Below are 16,606 nucleotides of genomic sequence, written 5' to 3' on the forward strand. Positions count from 1 at the left end.
TGATGGTTACACAATAGTCCCTTGAATTTTAGGCCATACTTCTGCTGAGAGTGTCATCTAAAAGCATGTATGTGACTGAAGCTAAGTGAATGCTGCAGCAGGCTCCATTATCGCTGATGCCAGGCGTGAACATTCTAATCAGAACATAGACGGTTATCCGTACAGATTTCGGAATTGAAAATGAACAGCTTTACGCGAGATTTATTGATTTGGATTGAAAAAAATCTTGACCAGAAAATTTCTCTAGAAGATGTTTCTGTAAGGGCAGGATACAGTAAGTGGTATCTTCAGCGACTGTTCAGGGCTGAAACCGGACTTACACTCGCTTCCTACATCCGCCAAAGAAAGCTATACAGGGCTGCAATCATGCTGAAAATGACCAGCCTTTCCGTTATCGAAATAGTTGATAGGTTGGGTTTCAGTACGCAGCAAACATTTACCCGTACCTTCAAGCGTCATTTTGGTCTGGCGCCAGGTCGCTATCGTGAGTCTGAGCTCTGGGATTTTGACGGGCTTATCCCAGAATTTACTGGAGAATATCCAGTATTGCCAGCCCCGCAGCGTATTATGGCAAGTCTGCATACACTACCGGGTATCAGTCTGAGCTATAACTGTAACAGTACGGATCTTGGTTTGGTAATGTGCGGCTCCACACCGAGCAGCGCCAGGCATTATTTCGCATAGCCGGAAAAATGCCGAATGATGTATTTCCGATATCCTTCGCTGCAATGTGTGAACCGTCTTCCAGTAACGCTGAACAAATAAACTTCAGCCTGACGTTTGCAAAAGTTATCCCGGAAGGCCACACCAGCTTAGATGGAGCAGCGGCATTTCTACGGTTTCCTTTTCAGGGAACACCTGAGCAGTTGACAGAAATGCAGGTAAATATTTACGACCATATTATGCCACTCAGACGCGAAGCCCGCCGGACCGGACATGATTTTTTTATATGTGAAAGTAAGGTGGAACCATATAAAGGTGAGTTAAGCTTCCGGGGGGGTTATTACATACCTGTAACTGACAAAAAAGCTCAAATCGATTGTTAATTGATCAGAAGGAGCCCCCGTTTTTAGCGCTTAGCAGCCAGCGCTATTTGCGACCAGGACTTAACTGCAGAGACTACCCTGTCGTGAGAAAATAGTCGTCTGGCACGGGCCAGAAAACCGCAAGGACTCTCTGATATGTAACCTCGCATTGCACTCCCGATTGATACACGTAATCTGTTGAAAAAGTCTGCCTGCCCCATACGGCAGGGGCAGGCCCTGTTTTTATTCCCGTGCGGAAACTGTCCTGTGGGAAGAAACCCTGAATGCCTGTCGAATGTCCCAGACGTGTTCTTCACGGCCTACGGCAAGGGCAAAAAGCACTCCACCAACGATTGAGAACAGGCCCAGAACGCCCCAGGCGAGCGTCATATCAGTGCCCCCCCCCAGATGTTTCAGGTAGCCGGCAACGAGCGGTCCGCCAAACTGTCCAATGAAATTGCTGCATGCGCCTACGAATGCCACCGCAGGGACCGCTTTCTTTGTCGGGAGGACTTCAGTCAACCGGACGTAAACCAGCGGCACAAGCATCTTCATTGTCAGGCCGACAAACATGAACAATGCTATCTGAACCCAGTAATATGACAGCGGCACAAAAGCGGCAGTCAATAAAGCGACACCACACAAGACGGTGGGAATAGCGGCATGCAACCGCCGCTCCTGATTGTATTTATCTGACCGTCGGGTGATATACCAGATGCCCACCATGGTCATCAGGAAGGGCATTCCGCTGATCAGACCCACCATGAATTCACTGAGCGTTCCGTAATCCTTGAGTGCCGTCGGCAGCCAGAGGGTAAAGCCGTAAGCCAGCATGCTATGCAGGGAGTAGCCGATAAGCATCAGCCAGAGTGCGGGTATTTTAAGAATGGTCCACCATGGATCGGATTTCTCTTTCACATAGTTTGACTGCTCAGCCGCCAGGTCTTTCTGGATATGATCCCGGTCTTCGGCGCTCAGCCAGCTTGCGGCCTGAATGCTTTTGGGTACAACATAAAACCAGATGATGCAGAACAGCCACGCCGGTGCACCTTCAATCACCATCATCATGCGCCAGTTATGGTGCGCGAGGACCCAGCCAGATATCGGACCGGCCAGAAACGCCCCGGCACCCAGGCTGAGATTCCAGATACCAAAAGCGCGACCCCGTTCCGGCTTCATAAACCACTGCGCCAGAAACATCGCCGTGGCGGCCTGAATCGGGCCTTCAGCGAGTCCCAGCAAGAAGCGGATCGCAACCAGTTCACCGAAGTTTCGCGTCAGGCCGGTAAGCATGGCGCAGGCACCAAAAAGAAACAGGCTGACGCCAATAATTCTGCGCGAACCAAAACGGAGTGCCAGCCAACCGGAGGTAAACTGCGTAGCCACGTAGCCCCACGCAAATGCGCTCCCAAGCCAGCCAGCTTCAACCGAACTGAGCCCCATTTCGGCCGTAATATGGGGCAGTGCCATGCCAATATTCACCCGGTCGAAAAAAGAAATGGTATACATGATAAACACGGCGGGGAGTATTATTGTCCAGCGATTTTTCCCGATAAGTGCATTACCTTTAAGAGCATTCTCACTCATGATAACTTCCTCATTTGAAGCAGATGTAGGGGGAGGAAATGCTGATCCCAGGTCCTTTTGAATATCAGTCAGGTAAATTTTTATTTATTATTTTGAAGCTGCGACGACGAAATTAGTCAGACGCCCGATTGACTCAATTTCAACTTCTATAACATCACCGTCATTAAGAAATACCTGCGGATTACGTGAACGGCCAACGCTGCCTGGCGATCCTGTCAAAATGACATCACCCGGAGACAGCTGCGTGAAGGTGCTCACGTAGCTGATAATTTTGCTTATTGCATGAACCATGTTGGCTGTGTTGTCCTGCTGAACACTTTCACCATTTAGCCAGGTTTTTATTTGGAGCTTTTGCGGATCCGGAACCTCATCACATGTAACCAGCCAGGGACCGAACCCACCGGTTTTGCTCCAGTTTTTGCCAGCTGTGAACCAGGTATGCTGCCAGTCACGCACGGAGCCATCCATATAGCAGGAATAACCCGCGATGTATTCTGCGGCGTCTTGCTCGGTGATGTTCAGGCCGGGTTTTCCAATGATGATAACCAGCTCACCTTCATAATCGAGCTGGTCGCTTAGCACAGGTTTCATGATCTCGCCCAGATGCGCAGTCTGAGAATCAGGAAACCGGATGAATAGGGTAGGCGCATCCGAAGTAATGCTGAACTCCGTGCGCTTGGTCTGATAATTCATACCAACGCAAAGTATTTTTCCCGGATTTTCAATTACAGGAAGAAAGGTAATCTCAGAAAGCTGATAATCCGGTTCATGGCTGATATATCCGCCAGCAGCAGCTATGCCCCTTTCTCTGATAAAACTTTTCAGATCGGTGGTATCAATATCTGTCCGGCTTCTTAGATCAATAATTGCCTCGCCCTGTAGAATACCGTAACTTTTATATCCTTCAGGTGTGAGATAACTTAAAAGCTTCATATACTTTTCCCGCAACGCCCTTCGACATAACGGAAGGGCGTCATTAAATTAAGCAAGACGATATGCCAGCAGGAACTTATTCAGCCAGAGCTCGCATTTCTTTGATGAGGTCTGATTTACCCTCAAAACCAATACCCGGCAGTTCCGGCATGATGATATGGCCACCTTCTACCTTCACTGAGTCCGGGAAACCGCCGTAAGGCTGGAACAGATCGGGATAACTTTCATTGCCACCCAGGCCGAGACCGGCGGCAATGTTCAGGGACATCTGGTGACCGCCGTGAGGAATGCAGCGTGACGGTGACCAGCCAAACTGCTCAAGCACATCAAGCGTGCGCAGATACTCAACCAGACCATAAGAGAGCGCGCAGTCAAATTGCAGGTAGTCACGGTCAGGCCGCATACCGCCATAACGCAGCAGGTTACGGGCATCCTGATGAGAGAAGAGGTTTTCACCCGTGGCCATTGAGCCCGGGTAGAACTCTGACAGCGCGGCCTGCAGGGAGTAATCAAGCGGATCACCGACCTCTTCATACCAGAACAGCGGGTATTCGCGCAGCATTTTCGCGTAGGCAATACCGGTTTCCAGATTGAAGCGGCCATTGGCGTCAACGGCGAGTCGTGCTTCGCTACCGATTTCTTCCAGCACGGCTTCAATACGACGGCGGTCTTCTTCCAGAGATGCGCCACCAATTTTCATTTTCACGACGTTGTAGCCGCGGTTCAGGTAGCCGCGCATTTCCTGACGCAGCGCGCTCAGGTCTTTACCCGGATAATAATAACCGCCAGCTGCGTATACGAAGACGCGCGGATTAGCCTCAACCCCCTTCATTTCTGCCAGCAGGCGGAACAACGGCTTGTTAGCAATTTTTGCGGTTGCATCCCAGATAGCCATGTCCAGCGTACCTACCGCAACTGAACGTTCGCCGTGACCGCCCGGCTTTTCGTTGCTCATCATGACGTCCCAGATCTTATGCGGATCCAGGTTGTCGCCTTTGGCATTCAGCAGGCTTTCAGGTTCGGCTTCGAGGATGCGGTTACGGAAGCGTTCACGGATAAGCCCACCCTGGCCGTAACGGCCGTTAGAGTTGAAGCCGTATCCCACTACGCGGCGTCCGTCTACCTCAACATCTGTCACAACGGCAACCAGGCTGGCCGTCATCTTGCTGAAATCGATGTAAGCGTTACGGATAGGGGAAGCAATGGGTTTGGTAATTTCTACAACGTCAAGGATACGCATGTTCTCTCCGGCAGTTCTTAGTCAAATAACATCTAACTTACGTACCTACGCAATGGGTTATGTCATGCCATATATTTATTGGCATAATACATTGGCGTAGTGTTCAGGGACCTTCTTGCCCTGTCTGACTCCATCCTAAGCAGTTTAGGGATTCCGTTCTAATGCCAAAGAGGCAGGCTGTAATGCAAAACAGGCATCATCTTGAGTTAACCTGGCTTGAGGACTGTGTGGCTCTGGCACAGTCCCTGAATTTCTCCCGTGCAGCAGCTTCACGATATGTGACGCAGCCAGCATTCAGCAGGAGAATTGTTTCGCTGGAAGAGTGGCTTGGAACCCCGCTTTTTGAAAGAAATCGTCGGGGCGTCAGCCTGACGCGCGCCGGGGAGGTTTTCGTCACGCAGATCCCTGAACTTATTCGCGCACTCTATACCCTGAGAAGTGAATCTATAGAAGCAGCGGGAGAAACCAAACCGGACGTTATTTTTTCCGCTACACACTCTCTGTCATTTTCATTTTTTCCGGCGCTGATGCGTAATAACGAAAAAATCGCGCGCTTCGGCTCTTTTCGCCTGTTATCTGACACGTTAAGTGCCTGCGAACGTATGATTGACAAAGGTGACGCACAGTTTCTACTTTGTTATTACCATCCTCATATGCACATCAATCTCGATCAGTCCAAATACCTCAGCGTCCGGCTCGGACGGGAAACTTTACTGCCTTATTCCAGATGCGATCCGGCAACCCGCGAGCCGGTCTGGCATGCTTCAGGCAGTAAAAAGTTTCCCTTCCTGTCCTATTCAGCGGAGTCCGGACTCGGCCGGATCCTTTCCAACACTTCACAGGTAAATCGTGCCAGACGTGGGATGGATATCGCGTTCACTGCCGATCTTGCTGCCACATTACTGGCTATGGTCAGGGCCGGCGACGGCATCGCATGGCTACCAGAAACCCTAGCAGCGCCGGATGTGGATGCCGGCTCCATTGCCGTTGCGGCTAAGAAAGACAGTGCGCTTTGGATACCCATAGACATCAGACTTTTCAGACCCGCAGCAAGGATGTCCCGGGCAGTAGAAGAGTTGTGGGAAATTTTCGTAGACGGCCAAATATGACAATCGGAACATATTCAGGCGTTTTCCAACATCAATATTATGAAACCGTGGCACATCTCCCTGACTGGATTTTTTTGATGATTTCGGCAACTTCTCGTGCGTCGGTCAATGGCCCGTTATGTACTCAACAACGCTCTGAGATTCTTACCGTTGATGAGGTCGGAAGTGCACAGTGCTATTTCCAACCGCGCGCTTTTTACCTGTACAACCAGTTTGCTTCATCGCGTCTGCTCCGCATAGGATCGATAACCGGCCCGGGTTTGGACGGCTCGACCCGGAAGTTGCGGTGTGAGTGAAGTTTGCGACTGAGGCGCTGTCAGGATGGAGCATGTAGTAATCCCGGCAAATAAGAACGCCTTTGCGCCTGATGTTTTTAACCAGATCCACGTATTGCAAATATCAACCAATACCAGGCTTAAAAAATAATGAAAAGGCGAGGCAATTATTGTTCAGACCCCCCGGGATACTTCGGCGGTTTCGTCACTCTCCTGCATGTACGCTGTGGTGGGCGTCTACTGAGAAACAGTGCGTATCGGTGCCCCCGCGCGCAGTCCCGCCATCACCATGTCGATGAGCCAGGTTAGCCGGGGCTGCCACTCATCATTAAAATCGAGCTGCCATATCCCTGCAATTGCCAGGAAAAAGTCGTCAGTGGTAACCCCCGGGTGGATAGTTCCCGCTTTCTTATTGGCATCAAGTAACAACTGAGCGGCAGCAATGACAGGGGCATAGCCTGCCTTTTCCGGACAGTCCCGCGAGAGCGATACCTTGCGAATGGCATTGGCCAGGCCTGCTTTGGTCATCGCGTATTCGGCAAGGCGATTCATCCAGGCACGCAACGCCTGTTCGGGTGCGCAGGTCCGGAGCAAATGTTCTGCAAACTTTGTGACCTGCAACATCTCATAGCGATAAACCTCCATCACTAATACCTCCCGTGTCGGGAAGTTGCGATAAAAAGTGGCCTGCCCGATACCTGCCTTCTTCGCGATCGTGCTTAGCGGCACGTCTGCGGAAACGGTCAGTTCCTGAAGTGCAACCGACAGGATACGTTCGCGATTTTGCTGCGCATCAGCGCGTGCCGGGCGCTCCGTTTTTTGTTGTTGTGTCACCAGTCCTCCTGTCCATAATATTAAAACTTGCTTAACGGACAGTTGTCCGTTAAGTTTTCCCAAGCGGATAGTTGTCCGTTTGGTATTCTACCTTTTTCATCAATCCGGAGAAACATATGAAAGTTTCAGGTAATACGATCCTCATCACGGGTTCCACCTCGGGGATAGGGCTGGGCCTTGCGGTACGTTTTCATGAAGCAGGCAATAAGGTCATTGTCGCTGGCCGTCGCAAGGCATTACTTGATCAAATCACAAACGACTATCCCGGCATCGAGGCCATTGAACTCGATATTGCTGATGCCGGATCCATTACCCGGGCGAGCGAACTCGCGGCAGCACGCTACCCCGACCTGAATGTCGTCATCAACAACGCCGGGATTATGTTGAGCGAAAATGTTTTGGATCAGGATGCAGTGAAGATTGCGCAACAGACCGTTGAGATCAACCTTCTGGGGACAATTCGTATGACTTATGCGTTCTTACCGCAGCTGGTTCAAAAGAATGACAGTGTCATCATTAATGTCAGTTCCGCACTGGCGTTTGTTCCGTTCCCTATTGCCATGACCTATAGCGCCACAAAAGCTGCGGTTCATTCATTCACTGAAAGCTTGCGTGTTCAGCTCGCCGACACGCCCGTGCGCGTGATTGAGCTGGCGCCCCCTGGCGTGCGTACCTCGTTGTTCGGACAGGGAAATGACGAGCATGCCATGCCGCTGGATGACTTCCTGACTGAGACGCTCGACCTTTTGCATGCAGACCCGGCGCCTGATGAAATCATCGTTGAGCGCGCCAAATTTTTACGTACAGCCGGGGCGACGGGTCACTACGACAGCGCCCTTAAAATGCTTTCTGAATGGAAGGCTGCAGACTGAACGTTTAGCTCTAAAAAACTCCACAAGTATGTTAATAAACTTGTGGAGTGTTACTTATTATTTTATCTCTTAGTCAGTGGGCGACGTTAATCTTCTTACGTGCCTCAGCAACAGTCCTGGTATCGGCAGGCTGGAAGCCGGTATTACCATCAGAGTCGAGGAAGGTTACACACCTTACGGTTTTGCCATCCTCGGCCTTATCGATATACAACGCGGTACATTCAGTCAGCAGGATAAAGTTGGTTCGGTCCATCAATGCCGGGACCACGCAGATATTCGGGGAAGATTTCGAGAAGTTACCACAGCCGTAAAAACCGCAGAAACCACAGTAGGTGCAGGGTGCCAGGTTGATACCCTGCGGGTTAGTGTAAGTTGCACCAGTGGTTCCTGCCGGGATCGGGAATGGCAGACTGCTTTATGAATTGCCGGTGGGCCCAACGCCGATCATCATATCGTTTTGCAGAGGGTCCTCTCATCATCTGGCGGTTCTGGTGCTATCTTATGACGGTTAAAACAGTGTCATGGACAAAGCAGAAAGAGCGAGTATGCCTGCGCAACTTTGGTTAAAGCGCCTGACTAACCGCGCATCCGTAAGGTAGTGTTTGATCATTGCACCAAACCAGGCCCAGATCCCAACACAGGGAAAACTCACGGCAGCAAAAAGAACGGTGTATAGCGCTATATCCTCGAATGAAAACACGCTGGGCAGACATGTGGATATTGCCACACTTGCCATAATCCAGGATTTCGGGTTGATGAGCTGGAAAAAAGCGGCTCCGATAAAACTCATTGGGTGTGATGTGTCTGCCGACCTGATTTCACCGGTGCTTCCCAAAATCTTCCAGGACAAATAAAGAATATAGGCTGCGCCGCTATACTTCATGAACACCTGGATATAAGGGAATAAAGTAAATATTTCATGCAGTCCCAAGCCGACTAAAAGTAGCATGAGTGCACTTCCGGCACTTGCGCCAGAGATGTGACCCAGTGTTTTACGCGCTCCAAAGCGGACGCTGGAAAAAAGGACCATGAGGTTGTTTGGTCCCGGGGTGACGGACATAACGATCGCCAGAACCAGAAAGGAGCTTAACTGCTGTGCTGTGATACTCATCTACTCCAGTCCTGTTGTTGCATTTCTTCCTTGTCGTCGCCAAAAATCTCGGGCGTTTTCCGTTTTATTGACCCTGATTTGAAGCAGAGTGAGTTTTTAATTCTGTTTGTCTCAACACAGGACCGGAACAGAGGAACTAAATAAATCTTTTGCATATGACTTTTTTTTGAATTTCATAAGAAGTATTCTCATAATTACCTTATAAAATTAGTCTATCAACAGGTTTTTTTGAGATGGATAAAGATGTGAATGTCGTTCAGACAAAACTGATTCAACAGCCGAAACTGGATGCGAAGGACCGAACATTATTAGCCATCCTGGCTGAAGACGCCTCACTAAGCTATTCGGAACTTGGGCGTCAACTGCACCTTTCAGCACCGGCGGTACATGAGCGGGTCAAACGGCTTAAGAGTGAAGGGGTGATTACAGGGACAGTGGCCAGGCTGGACAGCAACAAAATCGGGCGCCCGCTGCTGGCATTCATCCATGTCGATACATCGAGTTGGGCTGTAACGCGCTCAATACTCTCTTTAAAGTCGCTTTCCGATGTAGAGGAAATTCACACCGTCGCAGGTGATAGTGCCATGCTGCTAAAAGTCAGAACCCAGAATACTCAGTCACTTGAAGCCCTGCTGGAAGTGATTCATTCAATTGACGGTTTTACTGGAACACGCAGCTATATTGTATTAACCCCCCACCTTGAAAGGGGGCCTGCCCCCTTACTCTCAAAATAGAGCTGAAGTGATGTTGACCCTGAATCGCCACAGGTTTAACAGACACCTCAGAGTCATTTAAAATGGCTTAACAATTTCTCCGAATTGAAGCCAGAAAATGCCGTACCAGTACAGACTGATACGGCTATTTTTGTGGTTTATTTTGTCAGAGGGGTTATCCCATTGTGCAACTGATTTCCTTCCCACAAATATAAGGTGGGGCATACGCTTTCCGGCACATATCCAGATAATCCGACCACCACTGCATCATCGCTTTACGGGCATCGAGATATTCTGCTTTATGGATGTAGGCTGCCCGAACGCTATTGCGTTCCTGGTGGCTCATCTGACGCTCAACCGCATCCTGTGACCACAGGCCTGACTCCATGAGGGCACTACAGGCCATTGCCCGAAACCCGTGGCCGCAGATTTCATCTTTTGTGTCATAGCCCATCAGGCGTAGCGCCTTATTGACCGTGTTTTCGCACATCGGTTTATACGGATTATGATCGCCGGGGAATACCAGCACCTGATGCCCGGATATTTCCCGTATCTGTTTCAGAATAGCAATGGACTGACGAGAGAGTGGAACGATATGTGGAGTGCGCATTTTTGCACCACGCCTGGAGTAGCGGACACCGGGGATGGCCTCGCGAGTGGCAGGAATGGTCCAGATTCTATTTTTGAAATCGATCTCAGACCAACGGGCGAAACGCAGTTCGCTGGAACGGATGAATAGGTGCAGGGTGAGTGATACTGCCAGACGGGTTAACTCTCGTCCTTGCTGGTAGTCCTCAATACGAATCAAAAGCTCCGGCAGTCGCTCCAGCGGAAGGGCAGGGTAGTGGCGTTTAACGGGAGGGGCGATGATACCGTCCAGATTTGCTGCCGGATTGTGCTCTATCAACTCCTGATGTACGGCATGACGCATGATGTTGCACATATGCTGCCGGGTACGTGCTGCGACTTCCAGCAGACCTTTTTGCTCAATGCCTTTCAGCAGGTCGATAAAATGGCGAGGTTTCAGTTCAGCTACCGGCAAGTGTCCAATCACAGGAAATATATGATTGTTCATGCTGGCAAGCAGACGGGAGGCGTGATTCTCTGACCATGTACGGTTGCTTTTATGCCAGCTCAGTGCAACAGACTTGAAGGTTTCTTCTGGCAACACAGTGGCTCTTTCAGCGGAGCGCTGTTGTGCTGGGTTGATATTATGCGCCAGCAATTTACGGATACCATCACGTTGTTGACGGGCATCAGCCAAAGACACATCAGGGTAGGCACCCAAGCCGAGGCGTGATTCTTTTCTATTGATACGATATTTGAGATACCAGAGACGTGAACCGCCTGGATTGACCAAAAGGTATAGACCGTGCGAGTCGGAGACTTTGAAGGGTTTTTCGGATGGTTTTAAGTTGCGGATTTTTGAGTCGTTAAGAGACATTTGGGGGTCACTCCGTCATCGAACCAACATGACCCCAAATCTGACCACCAAATTCTCCCGATGCGGAGGGAAAACTGAAAATGCATCGGGAAGATTTTTCACGCTAACTCTTTGAATCTAAAAAGCATAAAGATTCGTGAAGATGCATGAAAACATAAATTTGGCTCCTCTGACTGGACTCNNATCGTGTGAACGGGGCGCATGATATCCGCCACCCGCGGTACTGTCAACGGCAAAATCAGCTTTATCGTCTGACTGTTTAGGCTGTGTACAATTCGCTGTTTTTTTATGAGTTAGTAAATGGATGGCGCACAGTAATGGGTACTGCTTTGCCAGTTTTTTAGACGGGTGAGCGGATCCTGCTGATAGAACTTTTGGAAGCAGCGGTACAGCTCAGGGAAACGCGCGTCGAGAAGTTCGGGGGCGCTGAAGAAGTATTCCGACAGCACCGCAAAGCACTCTGCCGGATCGTGGACGGCGTAAGGATCCATGCTAGCGGCATCTTCGCCCACCAGATCGATTTCTTCCTGCATGGCATCCATCGCGCCGTGCAGATGCTGTTCCCACGCAGCAATCTCGCGCAGAGGGATAAGGGGGACGCCCGTCGCTTCGCCGCTGCTGCGGATGTCCAGCTTGTGCGCGACTTCATGAATGATGAGGTTGAAACCGGAGAGGTCGAAAGAATCCTGCACTTCCTGCCAGTTGAGGACAATCGGTCCCTGATCCCAGCTTTGGCCGGATTGCACCATTTTCCCCTTATGCACGAGCCCTATGTCATCCTGCCACTCTTCTTCAACAATAAACGGGCCGGGGTAAATCAGAACTTCATGGAAGCCATCCAGCGCATCCATTCCCAGCGACAGCACTGGCAGGGAAAACAGCAGGGCGATGCGCTGCTGCATGATGTCCGTCAACACCAGCTCCTGCAACGGAATCAGGCGCTTTTGCTTCAGAAACTGATCGGCAAGGGCGACCAGCTGCTGGCGCTCTTCATCGCTCAACGGCGCGAGAAGCGGGATGGAAATCGCAGCGTGCCAGTGTTCAAGCGTCTGCACCTGAGGTTGAGTGTTTTTCCACGGCCATTTAATCATTGTTATTGCTCGTTCAGTCGTCACTTGAATTTAAAGGCGAGGGCGGGTGCTGTTAACATGCCGTAAAAGTAGGCATCATGGCAACTGCTAACGGAGAGATGCTGGAGCGACTGACCGAACCCGTCTCGAAAACGGGAGTGGGCAATGCTGCCGAGGGTTCAAATTCCCCCGTCTCTCCACCGCTATTCAAACACTTACCCCGCATTGAGTCTGTGACGCTTTCCACACTTGGTAGTGGCTTAAAGCGGACAGCTCAAATCCCCTTCTTCACAACGTAGCATGCTTTTGAATTCTTCTACGCGATCCATTTTCTCTGCGCTGATTTGAGCAATGCCTTGTGTTCTTCAATCATCAGGCGTTTGACGACATCCTGATACAGCCGATTAAGCTCGCCATCCACTTTTTTATATTCATTAGCCGCAAACTGGCTCATCTCCAACTGCGTGTTGGCGTTACCACAATCTGTGGCGGCGGCTTGAGTGATGGGCAGTAGCGCAAAAAGAGCAATGGCTCGCTTTTTCATGATTGCTCCTCTGTAAGTCGGCACTCTGTATTCAGGTGCACATGTGATGGGAACGGCTCTGCAAAGATTACTCTCAATCATCTCGTCCCGTACTGACAAATCCCATGTGCTGAACTACTTTCATAAGGAATCATCACGTTACGGAGGTTGATATGGGATTTTGGCGTATTGTACTGACTATTCTCCTGCCACCGTTGGGCGTGTTACTGGGGAAAGGCATCGGTGGAGCATTTATTCTGAATATTATCCTGACGCTGTTAGGTTATTTTCCTGGGTTGGTGCATGCGTTTTGGGTGCAGACAAAAGATGATGGTATTTAGTGGCTGGAAAGCCTGTTTGACGATGTAGGATGAAATAACGGGGAGACATAATGCTGCTCCCCGTTGCCTTTTTATTGATGGCTGCGCTATTACGCGGAACCGACCACCTGATTACGTCCTTGCTGTTTTGCCTGATAGAGCGCGATATCGGCGCGGTTAATCAGTATGTTTAGCGTTTCGCCCGCCCGATATTCAGCAACACCGCAGCTGGCGGTCACCTGAATTCTTCCTTCACGGTAGGGAAGATGCGTGGTTTCAATACTCTGACGCAGGGCCTCGGCGCGCTGTTGTGCGGCGTTGAGATCGCAATCGTCGAGCAAAATGACGAACTCTTCTCCTCCCCAACGGCAGGGTTGATCGCTGGATCGGGTATTGGCCGATAGGAGGGCGGAAATTTCTTTTAACACCAGATCCCCGACGTTGTGGCCGTACTTGTCATTAATTTTCTTAAAGTGGTCAATATCAATCAAAATAATAGAGAGCGATTTATGTTGTAAGGCATTTTTCGTCCTGAGACGATGGAATAAATAATCAAATGCCTGACGGTTCATGAGGCCCGTTAATTTATCGGTCGTCGCCATCTGTTCCAGACGGCGTTGATATCCGCCAATCGTCAACCACAGCAGAAACAGAAAAAGGACGCTGACAAACGTGCTGATGCCCAGATTTTTTAGCAATGTGGTGAACAGTCGTTTTTCACTGGGGTGACTGGTTTGCTCAACCATCAAATACCAGCCGAATTCAGGGATTAAACGGGTATTGAGGAAAATATGTTCCCCGTTTGCTTCATATTCGTAGGTACCACCAGGAGAAGTTAAAATCGTGGTCGCGATCCGGTTCAGTCCTTCTTGTTCTTGAATTTGCAGCGGGTACGCGTAACTTTCTCCATGTAGCGTAATATTACCTTGTTTATCAACAAAGTAGATCGTTCGATTATAGCGCTGTTCGTATTTTTCAATCAGGTGCTTAACACGATCAACCGGGATGCCCACGCCAGTAATGCCAATGAAGTTGTCTTCATAATCCATCACTTTGTGGTTGATGAAAATGTCCAGACGCGTGCGGTTTTCAGGATCGACGCGGAGATCGACAACGTAAGGCATGTCATCTGATAGCGCTTTATGCTGGAAATACCATTGATCGTCGGGGGACGATTCCGAGACGGTTTTCAGGATGCGCTGCTGATCGTAATAGAGCCCGGTTTTATCAGAAATGAAAAAAGAAAATACGGTGTTGAAGCGGCGATCGATCTCTTTCAGATAGCGGAACAGGGCCTGTGGATCGCTTTCATTTTTTAGTACCCAGTCACGTAAAAAGGTATCGTGCGCCATTAGCGACGAAATAAAGATAGGCTTCAACAAATCCTGCTGGATTTCAGAATAGACGTTATCACTGGTGAGCGGCAGGGTATTTTCTTCGATTTCTTCTTCCAGTGATTCTTTAGCCACTTCATAGCTGGTCCAACTGATAACCAGAAAGGCGGCAAGCAGCATGGATCCAAGTATTACGACTGCGCGCGTTTTGTCTAACCAACGTGAGTTATTAATGAATCCGGTCTGCAACATAGTTTCCCCAGAGAATCATTCATGAGATAGGTGAATAAGTAATAAGTCTCTGTTTTCGCCTAAAAATAGTGGTGCGACATTTTACTGGAATGACGCCATAGCACAACTGGGTAAAGGAATCGCTGGCTTGTTGGATTCAGTATAGTGGTTCCTGTGTGGAAGTATCAGCAGCAGACTGCCGGAACGTAATGTTTTGTATTTTATTGTGGGCTTGCTAAAGCTCCCTTGTCGGTTTGATTATTCCTATGGTTAGATTTAATCAAACGATAACGTTGGATGGATGACCATGAGCCATTATTCAGCAGCGAAGGAATCAGGCTCAACAGCGCTTTTATTGATTAATAAACAGGCGCGGAATGGTGATTCCTCAGCACGCTATGTGAAAGAATTATTGCAACAAAGCCAGATCAGTATCGTCGAACCTGATGAAAAAGAAACGGGTTCATACAGCGATATTATACGTGCGTATGCAGATCGGGTGGACTTTGTCATTATCGGCGGTGGCGATGGCACGCTAAATTCAGCCGCGCCAGGTCTGGTAGATACCGGCTTGCCGCTGGGCGTGCTGCCCTTAGGGACGGCGAATGACTTTGCCCGTACGGTGGGTATTCCCCGAGAGATTCGGCAGGCCGTGCAGGTGATCGCTAGCGGACAGCGGCGCGCCGTTGATTTGGGTGAGGTCAACGGGCATCTGTTCTTTAACGTTTCCAGTATTGGTTTTTCTGCAGCATTGGCGCGCGGGCTGTCGGCGAAATCCAAGAAACGGTGGGGCACATTGGGCTATGCGCTGGCGGCCTTCAAGCTTTTGAAGCAAAGCCGTCCTTTCCGCGTCGAGATTGAGCACGATGGCATCAAAGAGCGGGTGAGAACCGTGCAGGTGTCGGTGGGGAACGGGCGTTTCTACGGCGGCGGCATGGCGGTGGCAGACAGTGCCGCGCCCGATGATGGTCGGCTGGATGTGTATAGCCTGGAGGTGTCCCACTGGTGGGAAATGGTGGCGCTGATTCCCTTTATCCGCAAGGGAACGCACGGTCGCTGGCGCAAAGTCCGCGCCTTTTCCGCCAGACAGCTGACGTTACATACTTCGAAGCCGCACGATATCAATGCCGACGGCGAGCTGGTTGGCAAAACGCCAGCGGTATTCGGGATCAGAGAAAAGGCGATTCAGGTTTTTGCGCCACCGCGTTGATGCCGTAAATAGGGTCGAAAACCAACAGGGACACTATGCGGTGTCCCTGTTTATTGATAAAGGCTGATTCAGCGGATTATTTAAATACGCGGAAACGCTCTTCAAAGGAAATATAGGTTTTCTCACCTGCTGGCTGCTCGATTGAGCCAAATGGCATTTGAGCACGCAGTTTCCAACTAGCTGGCAGATTCCACTGTGCTTTAACATCATCATCGATCAGCGGATTGTAGTGCTGGAGGGAGGCACCAATTTTTTCCTGCGCCAGCGTAGACCACACGGCAAACTGAGCAATACCGGTTGAATGTTCAGACCAGACCGGGAAGTTATCGGCATAAAGCGCGAATTTTTCCTGTAGCGCTTCAATCACGGCGGTGTCTTCAAAGAACAGGACGGTACCTGCGCCAGCGGCAAAGGAAGTCAGTTTATTTTCTGTCGGGGCAAAAGCGTCCGCTGGTACAATTTTTTTCAACTGCTGCTTAACAATATCCCACAGTTTGTGATGCTGCTCGCCGAACAGAATCACAACGCGTGAGCTTTGTGAATTAAAAGAGGAGGGGCTTTCATTAACGGCTTCGGTAATGAGGGCGGTAACCTGATCTTCTGATATCGGTAATGTATTGCCGATGGCATAGATTGAACGACGGGCCTTGATTGACTGCAAAAAAGCATTACTCATGGTGTGTTCCTCAGTTTACGTGATGATTCGCCTTGATAATGTGTCACTGATTTTCGCCGTATTCAATGGCTTATCGTGCCGGATGCCAATCTTTCCTTT

17 protein-coding genes and 1 tRNA gene are annotated in these 16,606 nt (G+C 49.9%); 8 read left to right on the forward strand and 10 right to left on the reverse strand.

From position 1 onward, the window contains the following. Window positions 1–180 precede the first annotated feature (180 nt). Together H0248_RS22160 and H0248_RS22165 are read left to right on the forward strand one after the other, a co-directional pair. Entirely contained in the window at window positions 181–684 is a 504-nt protein-coding gene (locus tag H0248_RS22160) for a helix-turn-helix domain-containing protein (protein ID WP_257981555.1), read from the forward strand. An 8-nt stretch (window positions 685–692) separates the two neighbouring features. After that, window positions 693–1,046 carry a hypothetical protein gene (locus H0248_RS22165; RefSeq protein ID WP_257981556.1) on the forward strand — a complete coding sequence of 118 codons (354 nt, stop codon included), beginning with the start codon at window positions 693–695 and terminating at the stop codon, window positions 1,044–1,046. Between the two features lie 222 nt (window positions 1,047–1,268). Here H0248_RS22165 and H0248_RS11180 read toward each other — a convergent pair whose 3' ends face one another. The 3 genes from H0248_RS11180 to H0248_RS11190 all read right to left on the reverse strand — a co-directional run bounded on the left by H0248_RS11180 (window position 1,269) and on the right by H0248_RS11190 (window position 4,785). Continuing rightward, window positions 1,269–2,612, reverse strand: a complete 1,344-nt coding sequence (locus H0248_RS11180; RefSeq protein ID WP_180785988.1) for an MFS transporter — start codon at window positions 2,610–2,612, stop codon at window positions 1,269–1,271. Between the two features lie 87 nt (window positions 2,613–2,699). Continuing rightward, window positions 2,700–3,545: a fumarylacetoacetate hydrolase family protein gene (locus H0248_RS11185; protein WP_180785989.1), complete on the reverse strand. Its 846-nt coding sequence runs from the start codon at window positions 3,543–3,545 to the stop codon at window positions 2,700–2,702. 76 nt (window positions 3,546–3,621) lie between these two features. Then, on the reverse strand, window positions 3,622–4,785 hold the full coding sequence (locus tag H0248_RS11190) for a mandelate racemase/muconate lactonizing enzyme family protein (RefSeq protein ID WP_180785990.1): 1,164 nt from the start codon (window positions 4,783–4,785) through the stop codon (window positions 3,622–3,624). Between the two features lie 182 nt (window positions 4,786–4,967). On the opposite strand from H0248_RS11190, the gene H0248_RS11195 reads away from it, so the two are divergent. After that, entirely contained in the window at window positions 4,968–5,894 is a 927-nt protein-coding gene (locus tag H0248_RS11195; RefSeq protein WP_015697700.1) for a LysR family transcriptional regulator, read from the forward strand. 512 nt (window positions 5,895–6,406) lie between these two features. On the opposite strand, the gene H0248_RS11200 is transcribed toward H0248_RS11195, so the two are convergent. Then, on the reverse strand, window positions 6,407–7,003 hold the full coding sequence (locus H0248_RS11200) for a TetR/AcrR family transcriptional regulator (protein ID WP_180785991.1): 597 nt from the start codon (window positions 7,001–7,003) through the stop codon (window positions 6,407–6,409). Window positions 7,004–7,119: 116 nt separating this feature from the next. Between H0248_RS11200 and H0248_RS11205 the strand changes: the two genes are divergently transcribed. After that, window positions 7,120–7,875 carry an SDR family oxidoreductase gene (locus H0248_RS11205; RefSeq protein ID WP_180785992.1) on the forward strand — a complete coding sequence of 252 codons (756 nt, stop codon included), beginning with the start codon at window positions 7,120–7,122 and terminating at the stop codon, window positions 7,873–7,875. Window positions 7,876–8,383: 508 nt separating this feature from the next. Here H0248_RS11205 and H0248_RS11215 read toward each other — a convergent pair. After that, window positions 8,384–8,986 carry a LysE family translocator gene (locus tag H0248_RS11215; RefSeq protein ID WP_015697693.1) on the reverse strand — a complete coding sequence of 201 codons (603 nt, stop codon included), beginning with the start codon at window positions 8,984–8,986 and terminating at the stop codon, window positions 8,384–8,386. A 233-nt stretch (window positions 8,987–9,219) separates the two neighbouring features. Between H0248_RS11215 and H0248_RS11220 the strand changes: the two genes are divergently transcribed. Then, the gene (locus tag H0248_RS11220) at window positions 9,220–9,720 is read left to right on the forward strand and encodes an Lrp/AsnC family transcriptional regulator (protein WP_015697692.1); all 501 of its coding nucleotides are present in this window, start codon (window positions 9,220–9,222) and stop codon (window positions 9,718–9,720) included. Window positions 9,721–9,874: 154 nt separating this feature from the next. Here the strand turns inward: H0248_RS11220 and H0248_RS11225 are convergent, their stop codons facing one another. After that, entirely contained in the window at window positions 9,875–11,143 is a 1,269-nt protein-coding gene (locus tag H0248_RS11225) for a tyrosine-type recombinase/integrase (protein ID WP_180785993.1), read from the reverse strand. Between the two features lie 293 nt (window positions 11,144–11,436). Further along, window positions 11,437–12,234 carry a DgsA anti-repressor MtfA gene (gene mtfA / locus H0248_RS11230; protein WP_180785994.1) on the reverse strand — a complete coding sequence of 266 codons (798 nt, stop codon included), beginning with the start codon at window positions 12,232–12,234 and terminating at the stop codon, window positions 11,437–11,439. A gap of 92 nt (window positions 12,235–12,326) precedes the next feature. On the opposite strand from mtfA, the gene H0248_RS11235 reads away from it, so the two are divergent. After that, window positions 12,327–12,413, forward strand: a tRNA-Ser gene (locus H0248_RS11235). 116 nt (window positions 12,414–12,529) lie between these two features. Here H0248_RS11235 and H0248_RS11240 read toward each other — a convergent pair. After that, window positions 12,530–12,757 carry a lysozyme inhibitor LprI family protein gene (locus H0248_RS11240; RefSeq protein WP_374705272.1) on the reverse strand — a complete coding sequence of 76 codons (228 nt, stop codon included), beginning with the start codon at window positions 12,755–12,757 and terminating at the stop codon, window positions 12,530–12,532. 152 nt (window positions 12,758–12,909) lie between these two features. Between H0248_RS11240 and H0248_RS11245 the strand changes: the two genes are divergently transcribed. Next, the gene (locus H0248_RS11245; protein WP_010280855.1) at window positions 12,910–13,077 is read left to right on the forward strand and encodes a YqaE/Pmp3 family membrane protein; all 168 of its coding nucleotides are present in this window, start codon (window positions 12,910–12,912) and stop codon (window positions 13,075–13,077) included. A gap of 89 nt (window positions 13,078–13,166) precedes the next feature. Here the strand turns inward: H0248_RS11245 and H0248_RS11250 are convergent, their stop codons facing one another. Further along, window positions 13,167–14,639 carry a sensor domain-containing diguanylate cyclase gene (locus H0248_RS11250; protein WP_180786096.1) on the reverse strand — a complete coding sequence of 491 codons (1,473 nt, stop codon included), beginning with the start codon at window positions 14,637–14,639 and terminating at the stop codon, window positions 13,167–13,169. A 283-nt stretch (window positions 14,640–14,922) separates the two neighbouring features. Here H0248_RS11250 and H0248_RS11255 point away from each other — a divergent pair, with 283 nt between their 5' ends. After that, a complete protein-coding gene (locus H0248_RS11255) occupies window positions 14,923–15,831 on the forward strand; it encodes a lipid kinase (RefSeq protein WP_180785995.1) in 909 nt (302 codons plus the stop codon). Between the two features lie 76 nt (window positions 15,832–15,907). On the opposite strand, the gene H0248_RS11260 is transcribed toward H0248_RS11255, so the two are convergent. Beyond that, window positions 15,908–16,507 (reverse strand): nitroreductase family protein, encoded by a 600-nt coding sequence (locus tag H0248_RS11260; RefSeq protein ID WP_180785996.1) that lies wholly within the window; start codon window positions 16,505–16,507, stop codon window positions 15,908–15,910. Between the last annotated feature and the right edge of the window lie 99 nt (window positions 16,508–16,606).

This window comes from Pectobacterium brasiliense (genome assembly GCF_013449685.1).
Classification (GTDB): domain Bacteria; phylum Pseudomonadota; class Gammaproteobacteria; order Enterobacterales; family Enterobacteriaceae; genus Pectobacterium; species Pectobacterium brasiliense_A.

Coding starts and splice junctions, on each gene's coding strand:
- mtfA (WP_180785994.1), bottom strand. CDS start 12,234: ATGATTAAATGGCCGTGGAAAAACACTCAACCTCAGGTGCAGACGCTT.
- H0248_RS11215 (WP_015697693.1), bottom strand. CDS start 8,986: ATGAGTATCACAGCACAGCAGTTAAGCTCCTTTCTGGTTCTGGCGATC.
- H0248_RS22160 (WP_257981555.1), top strand. CDS start 181: ATGAACAGCTTTACGCGAGATTTATTGATTTGGATTGAAAAAAATCTT.
- H0248_RS11245 (WP_010280855.1), top strand. CDS start 12,910: ATGGGATTTTGGCGTATTGTACTGACTATTCTCCTGCCACCGTTGGGC.
- H0248_RS22165 (WP_257981556.1), top strand. CDS start 693: ATGCCGAATGATGTATTTCCGATATCCTTCGCTGCAATGTGTGAACCG.
- H0248_RS11195 (WP_015697700.1), top strand. CDS start 4,968: ATGCAAAACAGGCATCATCTTGAGTTAACCTGGCTTGAGGACTGTGTG.
- H0248_RS11220 (WP_015697692.1), top strand. CDS start 9,220: ATGGATAAAGATGTGAATGTCGTTCAGACAAAACTGATTCAACAGCCG.
- H0248_RS11205 (WP_180785992.1), top strand. CDS start 7,120: ATGAAAGTTTCAGGTAATACGATCCTCATCACGGGTTCCACCTCGGGG.
- H0248_RS11185 (WP_180785989.1), bottom strand. CDS start 3,545: ATGAAGCTTTTAAGTTATCTCACACCTGAAGGATATAAAAGTTACGGT.
- H0248_RS11190 (WP_180785990.1), bottom strand. CDS start 4,785: ATGCGTATCCTTGACGTTGTAGAAATTACCAAACCCATTGCTTCCCCT.
- H0248_RS11225 (WP_180785993.1), bottom strand. CDS start 11,143: ATGTCTCTTAACGACTCAAAAATCCGCAACTTAAAACCATCCGAAAAA.
- H0248_RS11260 (WP_180785996.1), bottom strand. CDS start 16,507: ATGAGTAATGCTTTTTTGCAGTCAATCAAGGCCCGTCGTTCAATCTAT.
- H0248_RS11255 (WP_180785995.1), top strand. CDS start 14,923: ATGACCATGAGCCATTATTCAGCAGCGAAGGAATCAGGCTCAACAGCG.
- H0248_RS11240 (WP_374705272.1), bottom strand. CDS start 12,757: ATGAAAAAGCGAGCCATTGCTCTTTTTGCGCTACTGCCCATCACTCAA.
- H0248_RS11180 (WP_180785988.1), bottom strand. CDS start 2,612: ATGAGTGAGAATGCTCTTAAAGGTAATGCACTTATCGGGAAAAATCGC.